The organism is Chromobacterium alticapitis, from assembly GCF_002924365.1.
GTDB classification, from domain to species: domain Bacteria; phylum Pseudomonadota; class Gammaproteobacteria; order Burkholderiales; family Chromobacteriaceae; genus Chromobacterium; species Chromobacterium alticapitis.
On the sequence record NZ_PQWB01000049.1, the window covers coordinates 37,200 to 54,934 of the forward strand.

General features: G+C 64.2%; 20 protein-coding genes and 2 pseudogenes. 6 read left to right on the plus strand and 16 right to left on the minus strand.

All coding sequences use genetic code 11. The features are described from left to right. The 5 genes from C2I19_RS22500 to flgB form a co-directional block, all read right to left on the minus strand. Positions 1-297 (minus strand): flagellar hook-basal body complex protein (locus C2I19_RS22500; protein WP_233201181.1); only part of this gene is annotated, 297 nt, incomplete at its 3' end. A 4-nt stretch (positions 298-301) separates the two neighbouring features. Further along, entirely contained in the window at positions 302-1,486 is a 1,185-nt protein-coding gene (locus C2I19_RS12625; protein ID WP_103903050.1) for a flagellar hook protein FlgE, read from the minus strand. Positions 1,487-1,506: 20 nt separating this feature from the next. Then, positions 1,507-2,196 (minus strand): flagellar hook capping FlgD N-terminal domain-containing protein, encoded by a 690-nt coding sequence (locus C2I19_RS12630; protein ID WP_103903051.1) that lies wholly within the window; start codon positions 2,194-2,196, stop codon positions 1,507-1,509. Further along, positions 2,193-2,597, minus strand: a complete 405-nt coding sequence (gene flgC, locus C2I19_RS12635) for a flagellar basal body rod protein FlgC (protein WP_103903052.1) — start codon at positions 2,595-2,597, stop codon at positions 2,193-2,195. Before flgC ends, C2I19_RS12630 begins: the two co-directional genes overlap by 4 nt. 3 nt (positions 2,598-2,600) lie before the next feature. Continuing rightward, positions 2,601-2,951, minus strand: a complete 351-nt coding sequence (flgB, locus tag C2I19_RS12640) for a flagellar basal body rod protein FlgB (RefSeq protein WP_304529151.1) — start codon at positions 2,949-2,951, stop codon at positions 2,601-2,603. A gap of 130 nt (positions 2,952-3,081) precedes the next feature. On the opposite strand from flgB, the gene flgA reads away from it, so the two are divergent. The 4 genes and pseudogenes from flgA to C2I19_RS12655 all read left to right on the plus strand — a co-directional run bounded on the left by flgA (position 3,082) and on the right by C2I19_RS12655 (position 8,140). Next, positions 3,082-3,762: a flagellar basal body P-ring formation chaperone FlgA gene (gene flgA / locus C2I19_RS12645; protein ID WP_103903054.1), complete on the plus strand. Its 681-nt coding sequence runs from the start codon at positions 3,082-3,084 to the stop codon at positions 3,760-3,762. Between the two features lie 225 nt (positions 3,763-3,987). Then, a pseudogene (locus C2I19_RS22965) lies at positions 3,988-4,671 on the plus strand (PAS domain-containing protein); the annotation flags it as partial. Positions 4,672-4,875: 204 nt separating this feature from the next. Beyond that, positions 4,876-5,220: pseudogene (locus C2I19_RS22970) on the plus strand (methyl-accepting chemotaxis protein); the annotation flags it as partial. Positions 5,221-5,557: 337 nt separating this feature from the next. Beyond that, positions 5,558-8,140 (plus strand): TonB-dependent receptor plug domain-containing protein, encoded by a 2,583-nt coding sequence (locus C2I19_RS12655; RefSeq protein ID WP_233201182.1) that lies wholly within the window; start codon positions 5,558-5,560, stop codon positions 8,138-8,140. Between the two features lie 53 nt (positions 8,141-8,193). Here C2I19_RS12655 and C2I19_RS12660 read toward each other — a convergent pair whose 3' ends face one another. The 8 genes from C2I19_RS12660 to C2I19_RS12695 all read right to left on the minus strand — a co-directional run bounded on the left by C2I19_RS12660 (position 8,194) and on the right by C2I19_RS12695 (position 13,474). Beyond that, entirely contained in the window at positions 8,194-9,390 is a 1,197-nt protein-coding gene (locus C2I19_RS12660; protein ID WP_103903056.1) for a tryptophan--tRNA ligase, read from the minus strand. A gap of 75 nt (positions 9,391-9,465) precedes the next feature. Beyond that, positions 9,466-10,104, minus strand: coding sequence for a site-2 protease family protein (locus C2I19_RS12665; RefSeq protein WP_103903057.1), 639 nt, complete (start codon positions 10,102-10,104; stop codon positions 9,466-9,468). 51 nt (positions 10,105-10,155) lie between these two features. Continuing rightward, positions 10,156-10,797 carry a site-2 protease family protein gene (locus tag C2I19_RS12670; RefSeq protein WP_103903058.1) on the minus strand — a complete coding sequence of 214 codons (642 nt, stop codon included), beginning with the start codon at positions 10,795-10,797 and terminating at the stop codon, positions 10,156-10,158. 24 nt (positions 10,798-10,821) lie between these two features. Beyond that, positions 10,822-11,445 carry an L-threonylcarbamoyladenylate synthase gene (locus C2I19_RS12675; RefSeq protein WP_103903059.1) on the minus strand — a complete coding sequence of 208 codons (624 nt, stop codon included), beginning with the start codon at positions 11,443-11,445 and terminating at the stop codon, positions 10,822-10,824. Between the two features lie 18 nt (positions 11,446-11,463). Then, positions 11,464-12,318, minus strand: coding sequence for a 3',5'-nucleoside bisphosphate phosphatase (locus tag C2I19_RS12680; protein WP_103903060.1), 855 nt, complete (start codon positions 12,316-12,318; stop codon positions 11,464-11,466). Next, positions 12,305-12,499, minus strand: a complete 195-nt coding sequence (locus C2I19_RS12685; protein WP_103903061.1) for an oxidoreductase-like domain-containing protein — start codon at positions 12,497-12,499, stop codon at positions 12,305-12,307. Before C2I19_RS12685 ends, C2I19_RS12680 begins: the two co-directional genes overlap by 14 nt. 1 nt (position 12,500) lies before the next feature. Then, positions 12,501-12,716, minus strand: a complete 216-nt coding sequence (locus C2I19_RS12690; RefSeq protein WP_103903062.1) for an RNA-binding S4 domain-containing protein — start codon at positions 12,714-12,716, stop codon at positions 12,501-12,503. Positions 12,717-12,922: 206 nt separating this feature from the next. After that, positions 12,923-13,474: an AAA family ATPase gene (locus tag C2I19_RS12695; protein ID WP_103903063.1), complete on the minus strand. Its 552-nt coding sequence runs from the start codon at positions 13,472-13,474 to the stop codon at positions 12,923-12,925. A 244-nt stretch (positions 13,475-13,718) separates the two neighbouring features. Between C2I19_RS12695 and C2I19_RS21770 the strand changes: the two genes are divergently transcribed. Then, complete coding sequence (locus C2I19_RS21770; RefSeq protein ID WP_146056805.1) at positions 13,719-14,006, plus strand: hypothetical protein; 288 nt, start codon at positions 13,719-13,721, stop codon at positions 14,004-14,006. 27 nt (positions 14,007-14,033) lie between these two features. Here C2I19_RS21770 and C2I19_RS12705 read toward each other — a convergent pair whose 3' ends face one another. From C2I19_RS12705 to C2I19_RS12715, 3 genes are all read right to left on the minus strand, one after another. Continuing rightward, positions 14,034-15,029 carry an asparaginase gene (locus tag C2I19_RS12705; RefSeq protein ID WP_103903065.1) on the minus strand — a complete coding sequence of 332 codons (996 nt, stop codon included), beginning with the start codon at positions 15,027-15,029 and terminating at the stop codon, positions 14,034-14,036. Between the two features lie 77 nt (positions 15,030-15,106). Further along, the gene (locus tag C2I19_RS12710) at positions 15,107-15,610 is read right to left on the minus strand and encodes a hypothetical protein (RefSeq protein WP_146056806.1); all 504 of its coding nucleotides are present in this window, start codon (positions 15,608-15,610) and stop codon (positions 15,107-15,109) included. 11 nt (positions 15,611-15,621) lie between these two features. Continuing rightward, a complete protein-coding gene (locus C2I19_RS12715; RefSeq protein ID WP_146056807.1) occupies positions 15,622-16,140 on the minus strand; it encodes a hypothetical protein in 519 nt (172 codons plus the stop codon). 476 nt (positions 16,141-16,616) lie between these two features. Between C2I19_RS12715 and C2I19_RS12720 the strand changes: the two genes are divergently transcribed. Beyond that, a complete protein-coding gene (locus C2I19_RS12720) occupies positions 16,617-17,714 on the plus strand; it encodes an ABC transporter substrate-binding protein (protein ID WP_233201183.1) in 1,098 nt (365 codons plus the stop codon). Positions 17,715-17,735 lie beyond the last annotated feature (21 nt).

The window sequence follows — 17,735 nt, forward strand, 5'->3', positions numbered from 1 at the left end:
ATAGGCCTCGCTGCCGTCCGGCGCGGCGATGGCCAGGAAGCCGTCTCCTTGCAGCGCCACGTCCAGGTCGCGGCCGGTTTCCACCACCGCGCCGTTGCGGGTGTCCAGCGCCGTCGGCACATTGTGGCTCAGCACGCGCGCGTCGTAGCCATAGCCGGGCACGGCCTGGCTGACGGCGCTGTCGATGTCGGCGCGAAACCCGCCGGTCTCGGCATTGGCCAGATTGTTGGCGTGGATCTGCTGCGCGCGCATCAGACGGTCCGCCCCGCTCATCGCGGTGTAGATCAGCGCATCCATGGACTTACACCGCCTGCATCAGGGCTTGCATCACCTGATTTTCGGTGGAGATCACCTTGGTGTTGGCCTGGTAATTGCGTTGTGCCGTCATCAGCGTCACCAGTTCCGAGGTGACGTCGACATTGGACTGTTCCAGCGTGGAGGTGGCGAGCTTGCCGGCCATGCTGCTGCCGGCGGTGGACAGCAGGGGCGCGCCGGACTCGGCGGTCGCCTGCCAGCTGGTCTGGGAGCTCGCCGCCAGCGCGTTTTCATTGGGGAAGTTGGCGATGGCGATCTGGGCCACCACCTGCTTCTGGTCATTGCTGTAGCTGACGATCACTTCGCCATGCTCGCCCAGGCTGACGCCGGTGCGCGCGCCCGGCGGATAGCCGGTAGCCGCGTTGCGGCTGGTGCTGGCCTCGCCGGCGAATTGGGTGGTGCCGCCGTAGTCCACCGCCAGCTTCAGCGGCGAGGCGCCGGCCGGCGTGCCCAGATCCAGCGCGACGGTGTCTGTAGGCGCGGTCAGCTTGCCGTTGCCGTCGAACTTCAAATCCGTGGTGGCGGGCAAGGCCTGGCCATCCAGCGCGTAGTGCACGGTCACCGTGCTGTCGGCGCTCTTGCAGAAGTACTGGGTCAGATTGTGCTTGTTGCCCAGCGAGTCATACACACTGGACACATTGGAATGATTGAAACTCTGCGGCTTGCTTTGATCGAAAGGCAGGGTCTGATTGGCCCAGCCGGCCGACATATTGCCAGTGTACTGCAGCGCGTCGCTGACCTGGGCCGGAATATTGCCGGTGGGGATCTGGATATCGCCCAGCGCGCCCAGCGCCGTGCTGTTGGGCGACTTGGCGTAGCCCTGGATGCGCCCCTTATTGGAGTCGATCAGGTAACCGTCCTTGTCGGTATCGAAGATACCGACCCGGCTGTAGCTGACCGCGCCGGCCGGCGTCCGGGACACGAAAAAGCCGCGGCCGTCGATGGCGGCGTCCAGCGCGCGGCCGGTATTGACCAGGCCGCCGTTGCGGCCGATGTTCTGACTGTTGCCGCGGCTGCTGACGCCCATGGCCTGGCTGCCGGCATAGGCGGAGGCGAAGGTCACGCGGCCGGACTTGAAGCCATAGGTGCTGGAGTTGGCGATATTGTCGCTGATGCTGCCCAGCTGATCGTTGACGGCGTTGATGCCGGACAAGGCGATTTCGAAACTCATGGTTATCTCCGAACGTGACTTTATGCGGCAGCGCCGGCTTGCCCCAGCAGGGCGGAAACGGAAGAGGCAGGGAAGTCGCCCAAGCCGGCCAGCGACAGCACCGGCTCGGCGCCGTTGACCGGCAGCCGCACGCCGCTGACTTGGGCTTTCAGCTCGAGCAGGCCCGAGCCGCCGGAGGCGGTGGCCAGCTCCAACTGATAATCTCCAGCGGGCAGGCCGTAATCGGCCAGCTTGATCTGGAAATCGCTGGCGCCGGCGGCGCGCTTGCCCAGGTCGATGCGGGTGCGCTGGCCGGCGGCGTTGGTCAGCACCAGCGTGGTATCGCTTTCGGCGCCGGACAGAGTCAGCCGGCCGGACAGCGCGGCGCTGCCGTCGCTATGGAAGCGGTCCGTCTGCACCAGCACCGGCTTGCCCACCTGGGCGCCCAGCGCCACGCCCTGCAATTCGCGCAGCATGGATGCCTGGCTTTGCAGCTGCTGCAGCATGGATTGCGTGGTCTGCACCTGGCTCATCTGCGCCAGCTGATTGACGAATTGCGAGGGGTCCGCCGGATCCAGCGGGCTCTGGTTGCGGATCTGCGCCAGCAGCAAGGTCATGAACATGTCCTGGCCGCCTTTTTGCTGGCCGGCGGCCGGCGCCACCTGCGACGGGTCGGTCGATGCTTGATCCCCGGCGGACGACCGGAACGATTGCGTCTGATCCACGCTCATGCGTTGTCTCCGAGTTTCAGCAAGTCCTGCTGCATGGTCTTGACCCGCGCCAGCACCTCGACATTGGTCTGAAAGGCGCGGCTGGCGGACAGCATGTCCGTCATCTCCTCCACCGAGTTGACGTTGCTGTAGTAAACGTTGCCGTCGCCGTCGGCCAGCGGATTGCCCGGCTCATGCGCCTTGCGCACCGGCTCCTGGTTCTGCACCACGTCCAGCACCTGCACGCCCATGCCCTCGCCCTGCATCTGGCTGCTGAACACCGGCTTGCGGCCGTGATAGGCCGTCTGCTCGGTGCCGGCGGCGGTGTCGGCGTTGGCCAGATTGCTGGCCACCGTATTCAAACGCACCGTCTGGGCGGTCATGGCCGAGCCTGCGATGCGCGAGATGTCTCTGAACGACATGGCTTATTGCCCCGCGATGACTTTGGCCAGCCCGTGCAGCTTCATATTGATGAAGGTGAGGCTGGTCTGGAATTCGGAAACGTTTTGGGAAAATTCAGACTGCTCCACGCCCAGCTCGACGGTGTTGCCGTCGCGCGAGGGGTGGTTGGGCAGACGGTAAAGCAGGTCGTCGCCGCCGTCCGACGCCAATGGCGAATCGGCGCTGGCCGATGCCAGCGCCGTCTTGAAATCGATGTCGCGCGCCTGATAACCCGGGGTGTTTTCGTTGGCGATGTTAGACGCCAGAATCCGGGTCCGCTCCGCCCGCAGCCGCAAGGCCTCCGGGTGGATGCTCAGGGCCTTGTCCAGATGCATGCCCATTGCCTTGACCTTATCAGTTCACTACCATGTTCAAACTATTTGCGATGAATAGCCGATTTATTGGAAAGCGATACTAATAAGTGAGTCTCGCCCCGTATACGCAACAATTACCAAGCAACACCGGATGGCAAAATTCACACTCCCCGCCGCAGCCTTGCTGGCGCTGGCGCAAGCCAGCCACGCCGCCGCGCCTGACGCCATGATTCGCCAGCAGGCCTCGCGGCTGATCGCTCAGCGTCTTAGCGAAGCCGGGCTGGACCAAGCCGCCGCGCAATTGCAGCTGCTGCCGCCGCGCAGCCTGCCCGATTGCGCCTCGCCATGGGAAATCCAAGCGGCCGACGTCCGCGCCTTCTCCCGCATGCGCTTTGAGGCGAACTGCCCCGCCAGCGGCTGGCGCGGCGCCTTCATCGTCCGCGCGGCCGTCTCGGCGCGCGTAGCCGTCGCCGCGCGCGAGCTGCGCGCCGGCGAAACGTTGCGCCCGGAAGACGTGGACTGGGCCGAGCGCCCCATCGCCGAGCCGGCGGAGCTGTTCGGCCGGGCCGCCCCGCCGCTGGGCCAGCAGCTCCGCTCGGCGCTGGCCGCCGGCCAGCCCCTGCGCCGCCGCCAGCTGCAGGCGCCGCTGCTGGTCAAACGCGGCGGCGCGGTGCGCATCGTCGCGCGCCAGGACGGCATCGAGGTCACCGTTTCCGGCGAAGCCCAATCCGATGGCCGCCAAGGCGAAATCATCCGCGTGCGCAATCTGGACAGCGGCAAGACCATAGCCGCCCGCGTCAGCGCGCCGGACGAGGTGGAGCCGCGCGACTGAAGCCGGTTTGGCTGTGCGATGGCGGCGCGATTCGGCTATTTCGCTCGCGCGCCTAAGTAAAAATACTGGGTCCGTACTACACTCAAGGCGAACCGCAACGTCCCCATCACTCAGGCAGGAGGCTGGAACATGCCCTTTTTCAGCGGCAAGCTCGCCGAACAGTTGAAGCTCGCCCATGCCGAGCTGGAAAAATGCCGCGGCATCCTGCGCGCGATAGATCGCTCGATGGCCGTCATCGAGTTCAACCCGGACGGCGTCGTCGTCAGCGCCAATGACGCTTTTTTGCGCGCCATGGGCTATGCCCGCGACGAAGTATTGGGCCAACGCCACCGCATGTTCTGCGAAGCGGCCTACGCCGCCTCGCCCGCCTATGCCGAATTCTGGCGCAAGCTAAGCCGCGGCGAAGCGCAAAGCGGCCGCTTTCTGCGCTTGGGCAAGGGCGGCCGGCCAGTCTGGCTGGAAGCCAGCTACTCGCCGGTTCTCGACGAATCCGGCAAGGTGTGCGGCGTGGTCAAGGTCGCCTCCGACATCACTCCGCAGATGACGCTGGAGCAAGAGGACAAGGCGATGCGCAGCGCCATAGACCGGGCGATGGCGCGCATAGAGTTCGACCTCGACGGCGTCATCCTGGACGCCAACGACAACGTTCTGGCCGTGTTCGGCTACACCCTGGCCCAGGTCAAGGGCAAGCATCACAGCATGCTGTGCGAGGAAGCCTATGCCCGCAGCCCGGAGTATCAGCAACTGTGGCAGCGCCTGCGCCAGGGACAGTTCCAGCAAGGCCGCTTCCGCCGCGTGGGCAGGAGCGGCGAGCCCATCTGGCTGCAAGCCACCTACAACCCGGTGCTCGACGCCGCCGGCAAGCCGGCGCGCGTAGTCAAATTCGCCACCGACATCACGCGCCAAGTGATGCAGATGCAGGCCCAGGCCGAAAATGCCCAGAGCGCGGTACAGGCCTCGGAAAACACCGAGCAGCTGTCGATACGCGGCAGCACCGTGCTGGATCAGGCCGCCAATGAAATTTCCCGCGTCGCCGACAGCGTGCGCCAGTCGGCGGACATTCTGGCCAAGCTGGACAACAGCTCGGGACAGATAGGCGCCATCATCGGCACCATCAGCGATATCGCGGACCAGACCAATCTGCTGGCGCTGAACGCGGCCATCGAGGCGGCGCGCGCCGGCGAAATGGGCCGCGGCTTCGCCGTGGTGGCGGACGAAGTGCGCAAGCTGGCGGAGCGCACCAGCCAGTCCACCGGGGAGATTTCCGGCATCGTCAAGTCCATACAGGGCGACTCAGCCTCGGCCATAGGCGCGATGCGCGAAATGAAGACCCTGGCCGACAACACGCTGGAACTGGCGCAGCAGGCGCAGGGCTCCATCGCCGAAATCCGCAGCGGCGCGCGCGACGTGGTGCAGGTGGTGCGCGACGTCTCCACCTTGCTGCAGCAGCAAAACTGAAGCTTGGACCGCGAGCCGGCCGCTCTCGACGACCCGGCTCGCCTCCAGTAAACGCCAACTCATTTCCATCTCTCCCTGCCGCGCGCCTCCGTCATTCTCGGCTGAATTTTCAATATCGAAAATTCAAAAATCGAATTAGCAAAACTCTATCTTTCATTTCCCATACCCAGTTCGCATTGTTACATTTTCCGTACTGAATTATGTATTTTGTATACCAAATGCGAAAACTGACTGAACAGCGCGAACTCGCGCGTCCGCCCTGTCGCCGCTTGAACGGCTGACGCCCGCCCCGCCTATCGGGGCGCCCGCCAAATCATTTCATACCGAAAGTTCCGTGATGATCAAACACACCCTGCTGCTGGCCGGGCTAGGCGCCGCTTTGCCTATCGCCGCCCTGGCCGCCGACAACAACGACAATACGCTGGACAGAGTCACCATCACCGGCAGCAATATCCGCGCCAGTTCCAAAGCCAAATCCAACCCGGTACAGCTCATCACCGCCGCCGACATCGCCAAGAGCGGCAAGACAGACCTGCCGGACGTGCTGCGCTCGCTGGCCGTGAACAGCGGCAACAGCTTCAACGAGCAGGTCACCGGCAGCTTCTCCGCCGGCACCGCCGGCGTTTCGCTGCGCGGCCTGGGCCAGCGCAACACCCTGGTGCTGGTCAACGGCAAGCGCCTGTCCAATTACGCCACCGCCCAGGAGTTGCAGGAGACCTTCGTCGACCTGAACGCGCTGCCGCTGAAGGCGGTGAAGCGCATAGAGATACTGAAAGACGGCGCCTCCGCCATTTACGGCTCGGACGCCATCGCCGGCGTGGTCAACATCATCCTCTATCCCAGCTACCAGGGCGCGGAGGCCGGCGCCGAATTCAGCCGCGACAGCAGCACCGGCCAGAACCAGCAGAAATTCAATCTGCTGGCCGGCAAGGGCGACCTGGAGCAGGACGGCTACAACCTCTGGTTCGCCTTCGACTCGCAAAAACGCGGCCGGCTGGACCAGACCGATGTGTCCTGGCTGAAGGACAACGACTTCCGCAGCCTGCCCGGCGGCAAGCTGGAACGCAGCGTCACCAACTATTACGGCTCGGACCCGACCAAGCGCTTCCCCAAGGCCATAGGCCCGCTGCAGGACACCGATTACGCCGCGCTGAACCCGGACAAGAGCGGTCGCGTCTGGGCCTACAACCCAGCGCAATACACCACGCTGATGCCGGCCATCGAGCGTTATCACGCCGCGCTGCACGGCAGCTATCGGCTGAATGCCGCCAGCGAGGCCTACGCGGAGTTCCTATACGGCGCCAGCCACGCCAGCGCCATCTTCGCCGGCCCGCTGTCCCTCACCAGTTCGCTGCGCGCCTGGGACGACGCCAATCAGCGGCTGACGCCGATCAGCAACGTGCTGCCGACAGGCCATCCGGACAATCCCAACGCCGCGCCCACGCCGTTCAGCACCGTGCTGTTCGGCCAGGGCGAGCGCGACAAGACCGACAGCACCTCGTTCCGGCGTCTCCTGGCCGGCGTCAAAGGCAGCGGCGAGCAGTGGGATTGGGACGTGTCCGGCCTGTACTCGGACAGCCGCCTGCGCGAATACGCCTACAACTTCGTCAACCGCTATGCCTATGAAACGCTGCTGAAAAACGGCGGCTACAGCTTCACCGATCCATCCAAGAACAGCCAGGCCGCTACGGACAGCTTGCGCATCAATACCTTGCGTCCGGCCTACTACCGCGTGATGAGCCTGGACGCCACCGCCAGCACAGAACTGGCCCGTTTGCCGGCGGGCCCCCTGGGCTTCGCCGCCGGCTACCAGCTGCGGCGCGAGGCGATGAATGCGGGCACTTCGCCGCAGGTATTGAGCGGCACCGAACTGCGGCCGGCGCTGGACTTGATCAACGGCTCCCGCCTGATCCAGGCCGCGTATTCCGAACTCAACGCGCCGCTGCTGAAAACCCTGTCGCTGAATGCCGCCGTCCGCGCCGACCACTACAGCGATTTCGGCAACGCTTTTTCGCCCAAGCTGGGCCTGCGCTATCAGCCGCTGGAAAGCCTGACGCTGCGCGGCTCGGTATCGCGCGGCTTCCGCGCCCCCTCGCTGCCGGAAATCACCCAAAGCACGGCCGTGAGCTACAGCAGCGCCCAGGACCCGTTCGATCCGGTAACGCCGGGCCGCTCGGTGTCCTTCACCCACTTGGTGGTCGCCAACCCCGCGATCAAGCCGGAACGGTCCAATAATCTGAACCTGGGCCTGGTGTTCTCGCCCACCGCCAGCACCAGCCTGGGCATAGACTACTACCGCATCCGCCAGAAAGACGTGATAGGCCTGGAAGACCCGGCCACCGTGATCCGCAATCCTCAGGCCTATCCCGGCCAGGTCAGCCGGGACAGCCAGGGCCGGCTGCAATCTCTGACCCAAAAGTTCATCAATCTGAACGGGCAAAGCACTTCGGGTTTTGATCTGGACCTGTCGCAAAGCTGGAAATTCGCGCCCGGCAAGCTGACGCTGGCCGCGCAATGGACCCGCCTGCTGTCCTTCAGCAAGCCGCTGCAAAAAGACGGCCCGAAAGTGGAAGGCGCCGGCAGCAATCTCCACGGCGCGCTGCCGCGCTGGAAGGGCCAGACCTCCGCCAGCTGGGACGCGCCGAACTGGGGCGGCGCGCTGACCTGGTTCCACACCGCCGGCTACACCCAGACCATCCGCGACGACGAGCAGGACCAGACCAGCGTCAAGGGCTCGGACACCTTCAACCTGAGCGCCAGCTACAAGGGCTTCAAACGGCTGACGCTGAGCGCCGCGATCACCAACCTGACCAATCAGCGCCCGCCCTGGGACGCGCACAGCGGCGTCTATTTCGACTCCAGCCAGTACGATCCCACCGGCCGCACCTTCATCCTGGGCGCGCAGTACAAATTCGACTGAGCGCAAAAAAGCCGCCTCGATTCGAGGCGGCTTTGTCTTGCGCTAGCGTCGGCTCAGTAGCCCAGGCCCATCGCGGCGCGGACTTCGCTCATGGTCTCGCGCGCCACTTTCTCGGCGCGGGCGTTGCCGTCGGCCAGGATTTCAGTGACCAGCTTGGGATTGGCCAGGTATTTCTCGGCGCGCTCGAACATCGGCTGCTGCTCGCGCACCACGGCGTCGATGACCGGTTGCTTGCAGTCCAAACAGCCGATGCCGGCGCTGGCACAGCCTGCCTTCACCCATTCCTTGGTTTCGCCGTCGCTGTATACCTCGTGCAGCTGCCACACCGGACACTTGGCCGGCGTGCCAGGATCGGTGCGGCGCACGCGGGCCGGATCGGTCGGCATGCCGCGGATTTTCTTGCTCACCGTCTCCGGCGCTTCGCGCATGGTGATGGTGTTGCCGTAGGACTTGGACATCTTCTGGCCATCCAGGCCCGGCATCTTGGACGCGGCGGTCAGCTTGGCCTCGCACTCGGCCAGAATGCTCTTGCCCTTGTTCTCCAGCCAGCCGTACAGCCGCTCGCGGTCCGCGTTGCCCAGGTTCTGGCTGGCGGCCAGGATGTCGCGCGCCTGCGCCAGCGCTTCCACCTCGCCATCCTGCAGATAGCGGTTGCGCAGCTGCTCGAACAGCTTGCCGCTCTTGCCGACTTTCTTCACCGCAGCCTTGGCCAGTTCCTCAAAGTTGGGTTCGCGGCCGAACATGTGGTTGAAGCGGCGCGCCACTTCGCGCGTCAGCTCGATGTGCGGCACCTGATCTTCGCCCACCGGCACCATGCCGGCCTTGTACACCAGGATGTCCGCCGCCTGCAGCAGCGGATAGCCCAGGAAACCGTAAGTGGCCAGGTCCTTGTGGCTCAGTTTGTCCATCTGGTCCTTATAGGTCGGCACCCGCTCCAGCCAACCCAGCGGCGTCACCATGGACAGCGCCAGGTGCAGCTCGGCGTGCTGCGGCACCTTGGACTGCACGAAGATGGTGGCCTTCTCCGGGTCCACGCCGGACGCCAGCCAGTCGATCACCATTTCGTTGATGGACTTGCCTATGATGGACACATCGTCGAAATTGGTGGTCAGCGCGTGCCAGTCGGCCACCATGAAGAAGCATTCATGATGGTGCTGCAGCTCCACCCAGTTCTTGATCACGCCGTGATAGTGGCCAAGGTGCAGGCTGCCGGTGGGGCGCATGCCGGAAAGGATGCGGTTGGCGGACATATGGTTATGCTCTCGATTGGCCGCGGGAAATGAAAAACCGCCGGTCTGTCCGGCGGCCTGGCCCCGCGCAGGGTTCTAGAAAAACAATTGCAGCAGATGATACATCAACTGGTAGAACGGTTGCAGAATCGCGCCCAGCAGGCCGGTGGCGATCAGCAGCAGCAGTATCCACATGCCGTAGCGCTCGGTCTGGGCGTACTTCCAGGCCGTGCCGGGCGGCAGCAGGCTCTCCACGATGCGGCCGCCGTCCAGCGGCAGGATGGGCAGCAGATTGAGCAGCATCAGCGAGATATTGATGGCGATGCCGGCCTGGCTCATCAGCGCCAGCGGCTCGCTGTAAGCGTTGTTGGTATGGATGGCCAGCTTCAACAGCAGCGCCCAGCCCAGCGTCATGGCGAAATTGGCGGCGGGGCCGGCGGCGGCCACCCAGCGGCCATGCTCGCGCGGCTTGCGCAGCGCGCCGAAATTGACCGGCACCGGCTTGGCCCAGCCGAAGACGAAGCCGCCCATCCACAAGGTAAGCAGCGGCAGCAGCACCGTGCCCACCGGGTCTATGTGCTTGAGCGGGTTCAGCGTCATCCGCCCCATCATATAGGCGGTATTGTCGCCGAAACGGCGCGCGGCATAAGCGTGCGCCGCTTCGTGCAGCGTGATCGCCAGCAGCACGGGCAAGGCATAGATGGCCACGCGCTGCACCAGCAGGTCTAAACCCATATCTCCTCTCCCTCCGGCCGCCGAGGCGCGGCCTGTCTTATCGAACCCGTGTCACAGCGCGACGCTGGCGAGCAGCAGCGTGATGGCCTGCACCAGCGGCAGCAGCACCTTGCCCAGCACGCCGCTGAACATCAGCAGCAGCAGAATCCAGAAGCTGTAGCGCTCCACCTTGGAAAACTGCCAGGCGGCGCGCGCAGGCAGCAAAGCCTGCACAATGACGCCGCCGGGCAGCGGCGGCAGCGGAATCAGCGTGAAGATCATCAAGGCCACGTTGACTTTGATGCCGATCAGCGCCATCAGTTGCAGCGGCTCGCCGAAGTAGACCGTCAGGTAGCCGGAGGCGGCGGCCACGCCTGCCCACAGCAGGGCCATGGCCAGATTGGCCAACGGCGTCACCAGCGCCACCTTGGCCAGCGCGCTGCGCGGCTTGCGCATCGCGCCCGGATTCAGCTGAAGGGATTTGGGCCAGCCTATGATGAAGCCGCCCATGGCCACGCCGAGCAAAGGCAGCGCGATGGAGCCGATCGGATCGATGTGGGCCAAGGGGCTGAAAGTGCGGCGGCCAGTCATATAGGCGGTGCGATCGCCCAGATAATCGGCCATGAAAGCTTGCGCGCCGGCCGGGATGGTGATGGCGAACAGAATCGGCAGAATGGATACCGCCAATTGTTGAATCAGTGACAAAGACTGCATGATTTCCTAATCGTGTGGTGAATTCTAAAGACCGAACGGCGCCAACGGACCCTTGCCCTGGCGCACCAGCTCCACGCCGTCGGTCATGTCGATGACGGTGGTCGGCTCCGTGCCGCACCAGCCGCCATCCACCACCGCGTCCACGGCATGCTCCAGCCGCTCGCGGATTTCGTAGGGGTCGGACAGCGGCTCGGCATCGCCAGGCAGCATCAGCGTACAGGACAATATGGGTTCGCCCAGCTCTTCCAACAAGGCCAGCGCCACTTTATGGTCCGGCACGCGCAGGCCTATGGTGGCGCGTTTGGGGTGCAGGGTGCGCCTAGGCACTTCGCGCGTGGCCTGCAGGATGAAGGTATAGCTGCCCGGCGTGGTGGACTTCAGCGCGCGGTACTGGCTGTTGTCCACCTTGGCGTAATTGGCCAGCTCGGACAAGTCATGGCACACCAGCGTCATCATGCGCTGTTTCAGATCCAGGCCGCGGATGTCCAGGATGCGCTCCAGCGCCGCCTTGTCGCCCAGCATGCAGCCCAGCGCGTAGCAGGAGTCCGTGGGGTATACGATCACGCCGCCCTCGCGCAGGATTTTCACCGCTTCGCGGATCAGTCTGGCCTGAGGGTTCTCGGGGTGGATCATGAAAAATTGCGCCATATTCTTGTCCTTATTGGTTCAAGCAGGCCGGATGGTGCGGGCCTCCAGCTCGCGCCAGATCGGCTTGCAGATAGGCGGCAGGTCTTCGGTGTAGCCTACGTCGCGGCCGCCCTCGCCCGGCGCGTGGAAATCGCTGCCGCTGCTGGCGAACAACTCGTGCCTGTCCGCATGCAAGGCGAACTTGTGCATATCGTCCAGGCTATGGCTGCCGCTGGCCACCTCCACGCCCTGGCCTCCGGCCGCCTTGAAATCCAGGATCAGCCGCTCTATCAAGGTGCGGCCCATGTCGTAGCGGCCGGGATGGGCGATTACCGCCATGCCGCCGGCGGCGACTATCCAGCCGACGGCGTCTTCCAGGCTGGCCCACTCATGCTCGACGAAGCCGGGTTTGCCCGGCGTCAGGAATTTGCGGAACACCGTGCGCACGTCCTTGACCGCGCCGCAGTCCACCAGATGGCGGGCGAAATGGGTGCGGCTGATCATCTCCGGGTTGTCGCACCAGCGCATGGCGCCTTCGAAACACCCTTCGATGCCCGCCGCCGCCAGCGAATCCCCCATCTTGCGCGCGCGTTCCAGCCGGCCGTCGCGTATGCCCTTCAAACCGGAGGCCAGGGCAGCGTGATCCGGGTCCACACCCAGGCCGACGATATGCACGGTATGCCGGCCCCAGGTAACGGAAACCTCTACGCCATTCAGGAAGCTTATGCCATGCCGAGCGGCCGCCGCTGCCGCTTCCGCCAGGCCGCCGGTGCAGTCGTGGTCGGTCAAGGCCAGCAGGCTAGGTTCGCGCAGCGCGGCGCGGTCCACCACTTCGGTCGGTGTCAAGGCCCCGTCGGAGATGCGGGAATGGAAATGCAGGTCAATGCCGGCCATGGTCTTCTCCTCCGGCCAAGCTGGCGTCCCGTCTCGCCTCCCATTCCGCCAACCGCGCGCGGTAAGCTCGCAGCGCCTGCTGGTGGATATCCAGGATGCACGGCTCGCAGCCGCTGCCGCAGCACATGTCGTCGCTCACCTCGAACGGCGGCTCCGGCATGATGCCTGCCGAATCGCCCATCTCAGTCCGCCTCGACCAAAATCAGGAAGCCGTCGCCGCTGACCTGCTGGCCGGCGCGGATCTTACAGGTTTTGCGCAGCTCGATCTGGCCATCGACCAACACATTGCCCTCGGCGATGAAATGCTTGGCCGCGCCGCCGGAATGGCAGACATTGCAAGCCTTGAGCAGATCGCACAAGGGGATGTATTCGCTGTTCAGCTTGAAGGTTTCTTGCATTTTTTCACACTCATTCTGGACAGGCTTGTGAGCGGCCTGTGGACAAGGCCGCCAAGCCCTTCATCTATCTGATGTTTTTCGATCTGCCCATTTTTTAGGCAGCGCCGCCGGACTATCCACCCCGCCGCCGGACAAGACTGTGGAGCCGCTGTGGACAAGCGCGGCAAGCCGCTGTTTTGTCAGGACGTTTCGCAACTGATTATTTTTTAGGCAAGCAACAAGGGCAAAAGCGCTTGCCGCGCGCGAGCCAGCCGCGACTCGCGGCCGCCGCTCAGCTCCACCGCATCTATCCCCTGCCGCGCCAGCTCCTGCCTATGCAGCTCCAGCAGCCAGTCGCGCTGCGTGGGGTGGCTGCGCAGCGGGTCCGGCTGCCACGGGATGTCTGGGCAGGCCAGCAGCGTCAGGTCGTAATCCTTGGGCCGATACAGCGCCAGCAGCGCCGCGGAGGCCGCGCCATGCGCCACTTCGGCCCAGATCTTGCAAGTCAACGCCGTGGTGTCGCACAGCAGGATGGCGGCTTCGCGCGCCGCCCTCTCCTCCTCCGCCAACTGGCCGATGGCGATGGCCTCGATGTCGGCAAGCTCGGAGACATAGGGACGATGGGCATAATAGGCGCGGGAATATTCCTGCACCCAGGCCGCGCTCCAGCCCTCCGCGCGCAGGCTGCGCGCCAGTTCCTCCGCCAGCGTGCTCTTGCCGCTGGATTCCGGGCCGACTATCGCCACCCGGATCGGCCTGACGCCGCGTCTTTGCCCCATCGCTCTCGTTCCCATGCCGCAACGCCGGCCAAGCCGGCCATTATACCGCGTCGGCACCCGCTTTCCGCGTTTTTCACAGACGGCGGGGACAGCGCTGTGTACCAGCTGTGGAAAAAACAATTAAGCCATTGACGCAAATAGACTTTCCAACGTCTGGTCATTTTTTAGGCAGTCGCAATAATTTTCCCCATCTAGGGTGCACGGTCATGTGGACCTGCTGTGGACAGTTGCGGCAAACCCATGAATGGCAAGGACAAATCAGGCGTGCCTATTTTTTAGGCAGACTCACGATCTAAAGCGCCTTCTCGCCGACCGGCCACGCCACTCTCCTAATCATGGCTTTTCGCCGCAAATACTTGATTTTCCGAATACTGTCGCCAATCGACTGCATTTCGCGCGACAAAACGCCCGCGCCCGCTTTCCATTTATCCGCGTTTCCCACACTCCAGTAGCAAAACCATGTGGACGCGCTGTGGAAAACAGCGGCAAGCGCTTGAATGCCAAGCATGAAAAAGGGCTGCTCATTTTTTGAGCAGCCCTTGCCTGATTCATGACCCTGCTAGGTCGTCATCTCGCCGCGCAGGGAGCGGCCCAGCGCTGCGCGCAGCGTATCTACGGGCAAGCCGGCAGACAACAAGACGTGCAGCTTGGCCAGCGCGGCCTCCGGCGTCAGATCGCCGCCCGGCAAGGCCCCGGCGCGCGCCAGAGGCTGGCTGGCGGCATAAGCGCCCACCGCCACCGCGCCCTTCACCACCTGAGTCAAGGTCAGCACCGGGCCGCCGCGCGCCGTCATTGCCGCCACGCCTTCCAGCAGCGCCGGATCGGCCGGCGCATTGCCGCTGCCATAGCTGAGCAGAATGGCGCCGTCCAGGCCGCCATCGCGCAGAATCTGGCCGGCCAGCGCGCTGCCGTGGCCCGGCGTCAGCATCAGCGCGGCCAGCTTCAGGTTCTCGTTCAGCCGCTGCGGCCGCCACTCGCCGTCCGGCCGCAGCCAACGCTCGCGATGCCAGTGCGCGGAAATGGCGAACTCGGCCAACGGCGCGGCATTGGGACTGTTGAAGCCATCGAAGCGCTCGGCATCCAGCTTGCGGGCGCGGCTGCCGCGCAGCAGCAGGCGGTCGAAGGCGATGGCGACTTCCATCAGATCGGGCTGGCAGGCGGCCTCGAAGGCATCGGCCAGATTGGACCAGCCATCGGAACGCGGATGCACCAGCGGCAGCTGGGCGCCGGTCAGCACCACGGGCTTGGACAGGCCGCGCAGGGCGAAAGCCAGCGCGCCGGCGGTGTAGGCCATGGTGTCGGTGCCATGGATCACCACGAAGCCATCGTAGGCGTCGTAGCGCGCCACTAGCGCGTCCAGGATCTGGTTCCATTGGCGCGGAGTGATGGCGGAAGAGTCGATCAGCTGTTCGAACTCGACAACATCGAACGCCAGATCAGGGCGTTCAAAACGCTGCAGCAGGCGCGGCAGCAGGCCCAGCACGGGGGCCAGGCCTTCGGGGGTGTGGTCCATTCCTATGGTACCGCCGGTGTAGAGCACCAGGACTCGGCTCATTGCATACTCCATCTGGCTTGATCTTGCCCGATGGTAGCGCAAGCCCCGCCCGGCGTCACACCGGCGACGGAACGGACTCAGCGCAACGCGTCGGACACGGCAGCATCCACGCCGCGGCGGGCTTCGTCGACATGATGGACGATGTCGCGCTGCAAGGATCGCAGATAGGGGTCGTCCTCGCGGTGGCTCGCGTCCTGGCGCGCCTTGTCCAACAGCATCTTGGCCTGATGGAAACGGTCCTCCGGCCGCCAGTTCGCATCCGGCGGCAGTCGCTCGTCTATATCCTTGCCGTCGTCGATGGCGGCGTCGCGCATCTTGCGCAGCGCCTTGTTGATCTGATCCACCGCGTAGCGCTCATCGTCCGCCACGCGCGGATAATCGGGCCGCGCCAGCAGGTCGCGCGCCTGGCGCAGATCGCTCATCGCGTGCAGATAATACGGGTGCTGCTCCGGGTGCCACTGGTGCTGTTGCCAGTTCCACGGATCGCCCTCATGCCATCCATCGGCCAGGGCCGGCGCGCTCAACAGCGCATTGCCTGCGGCGGCCAGCGCCAGCATCGCCAGGATTCCACGTGCTTTCATGATGATTTCCTTTAGCGCAGCGCGTCGTTGACGGCTTGTTGCACGGCGCGATGCGCGCCATCGATATGGTGCAGGATGCGGTGCTGCAGATCTCGAGTCCACGGATCGTCTTCCGGATGGCTGGCGTCGCGGCGCGCGGCGTCCAGCAGCTCCATCGCCTTGTGGAATCTATCGGTCGGACTCATGCGCGCATCCGGCTGCTCATACTGCCACGGATTCTTGCCGTCCTCGAACGCGGCGCGCCTCATCTCGCTCAGCGCGGCGTCGATCTCGGCCACCGCCCGGCGTTCGTCGTCGGCGATCTGCGGATAGTCCGGCCGCGCCAGATAGGCCCGCGCCTGGCGCAGGTCGCTCATCGCGTGCAGGTAGTAGGGATGGTCGGCCGGGCGCCAGTCGCGCGGCATTTCCAGCCTGACCGTGGCCGGCTGATACACCACCTGGGCCCGCGGCGGGGCCACCACGCAGGCGCTGAGGCTGCCGGCCGCCACGAGAAGCGCCACCCACTTTGCTCCCCTATTCTTCAGTTCCACTTTGCGTCTCCTTGCAAGCTGTCTTGATGCCATGATTCCGGCTGCTGCCTGATCTCCAGTACAGCATGACATTCAGCCGGCGCGCTTTCCGCACGATTTAGGTTTCCGCTTGTAAGCGTTTGTAGCGATTGCGCGGCCGCAACCATAATGCTTTTAAGTAGAAATTTCACTGAAAGAATGATTTGCAAATTTGAATTAACGGATTTGCCATCGGCATATCGAAAACCATGCGCTCCCTATCCCGCACAAGAGAGCCCAAGGCGGACAGGGCAAGCCATTGAATTATTTCCCTTCATGCCAGTATCTTTAAATAAAGGCATGACCGCCCCCTCCCCTTTGCGCGGTTCCAAAATTCAGTCATCGCCAAATGAAACTTTTTTGTCATATTAATGACGTCGTTTTGTCATCAATCCCTCATACCATCGCATCAGTTTTTCGATAGATAAGGCCACTGGCCGGGAAGGGGAGCAATGATGATGAAGAACAAACTCGCTTACATCGCCGTCGCCGGCGCGCTGGGCATGATCGCCAACGCCGCGACTGCCGCCAATCTGGACGCGCTGGTCCAGGCCGCCAAGAAGGAAGGCGAACTGAATACCATCGCCCTGCCGCACGACTGGTGCGGTTACGGCAATGTGATCGCCGGCTTCAAGGCCAAGTACGGCATCAAGGTGAACGAACTGAATCCGGACGCCGGCTCCGCCGACGAACTGGAAGCCATCAAGGCCAACAAGAACAACAAGGGCCCGCAGGCGCCGGACGTGATCGACGTCGGTCTGTCCTTCGGCCCGCAAGCCAAGGCCCAAGGCCTGCTGCAGCCGTACAAGGTCTCTTCCTGGAAAACCATTCCTGACAACGTCAAGGATAAGGACGGCTACTGGTACGGCGACTACTACGGCGTGCTGACCTTCCAGGTCAACCGCGACCTGATCAGCAAGGCCCCGGCCGACTGGGCCGACCTGTTGAAGCCGGAATACAAGAACGCCGTGGCCCTGGCCGGCGACCCGCGCGCCGCCAACCAGGCCATTCAGGGCGTATTCGCCGCCGGTCTGGCGCAGGCCAAGGGCGACGTGGGCAAGTCCGCCGACGCCGGCCTGAAGTTCTTCTCGCAACTGAACAAGAACGGCAACTTCGTGCCGGTGATCGGCAAGGCCGCCTCGCTGGCCCAAGGCACCACCCCCATCATCGTGCGCTGGGACTACAACGCGCTGGCCGACCGCGACACGCTGAAGGGCAACCCCAAGGTCGACGTGATCGTGCCGAAGAGCGGCGTGGTGGCCGGCGTCTACGCCCAGGCCATCAGCGCCTACGCGCCGCACCCGAACGCCGCCAAGCTGTGGATGGAATACCTGTTCTCCGACGAAGGCCAAGTGGCCTGGCTGAAGGGCTACTGCCACCCGATCCGCTTCAACGATCTGACCGCCAAGGGCAAGATCCCGGCTGAACTGATCAACAAGCTGCCGGACGCCGCCGCCTACAAGAAGGCCGTGTTCCCGAGCATCGAGCAGCAAGAGGCCTACAAGGCCGGCATCACCAAGCAGTGGGACACCGTGGTGGGCAGCAACGTCAAGTAAGCCCCCGCAGTCGCGTCACGC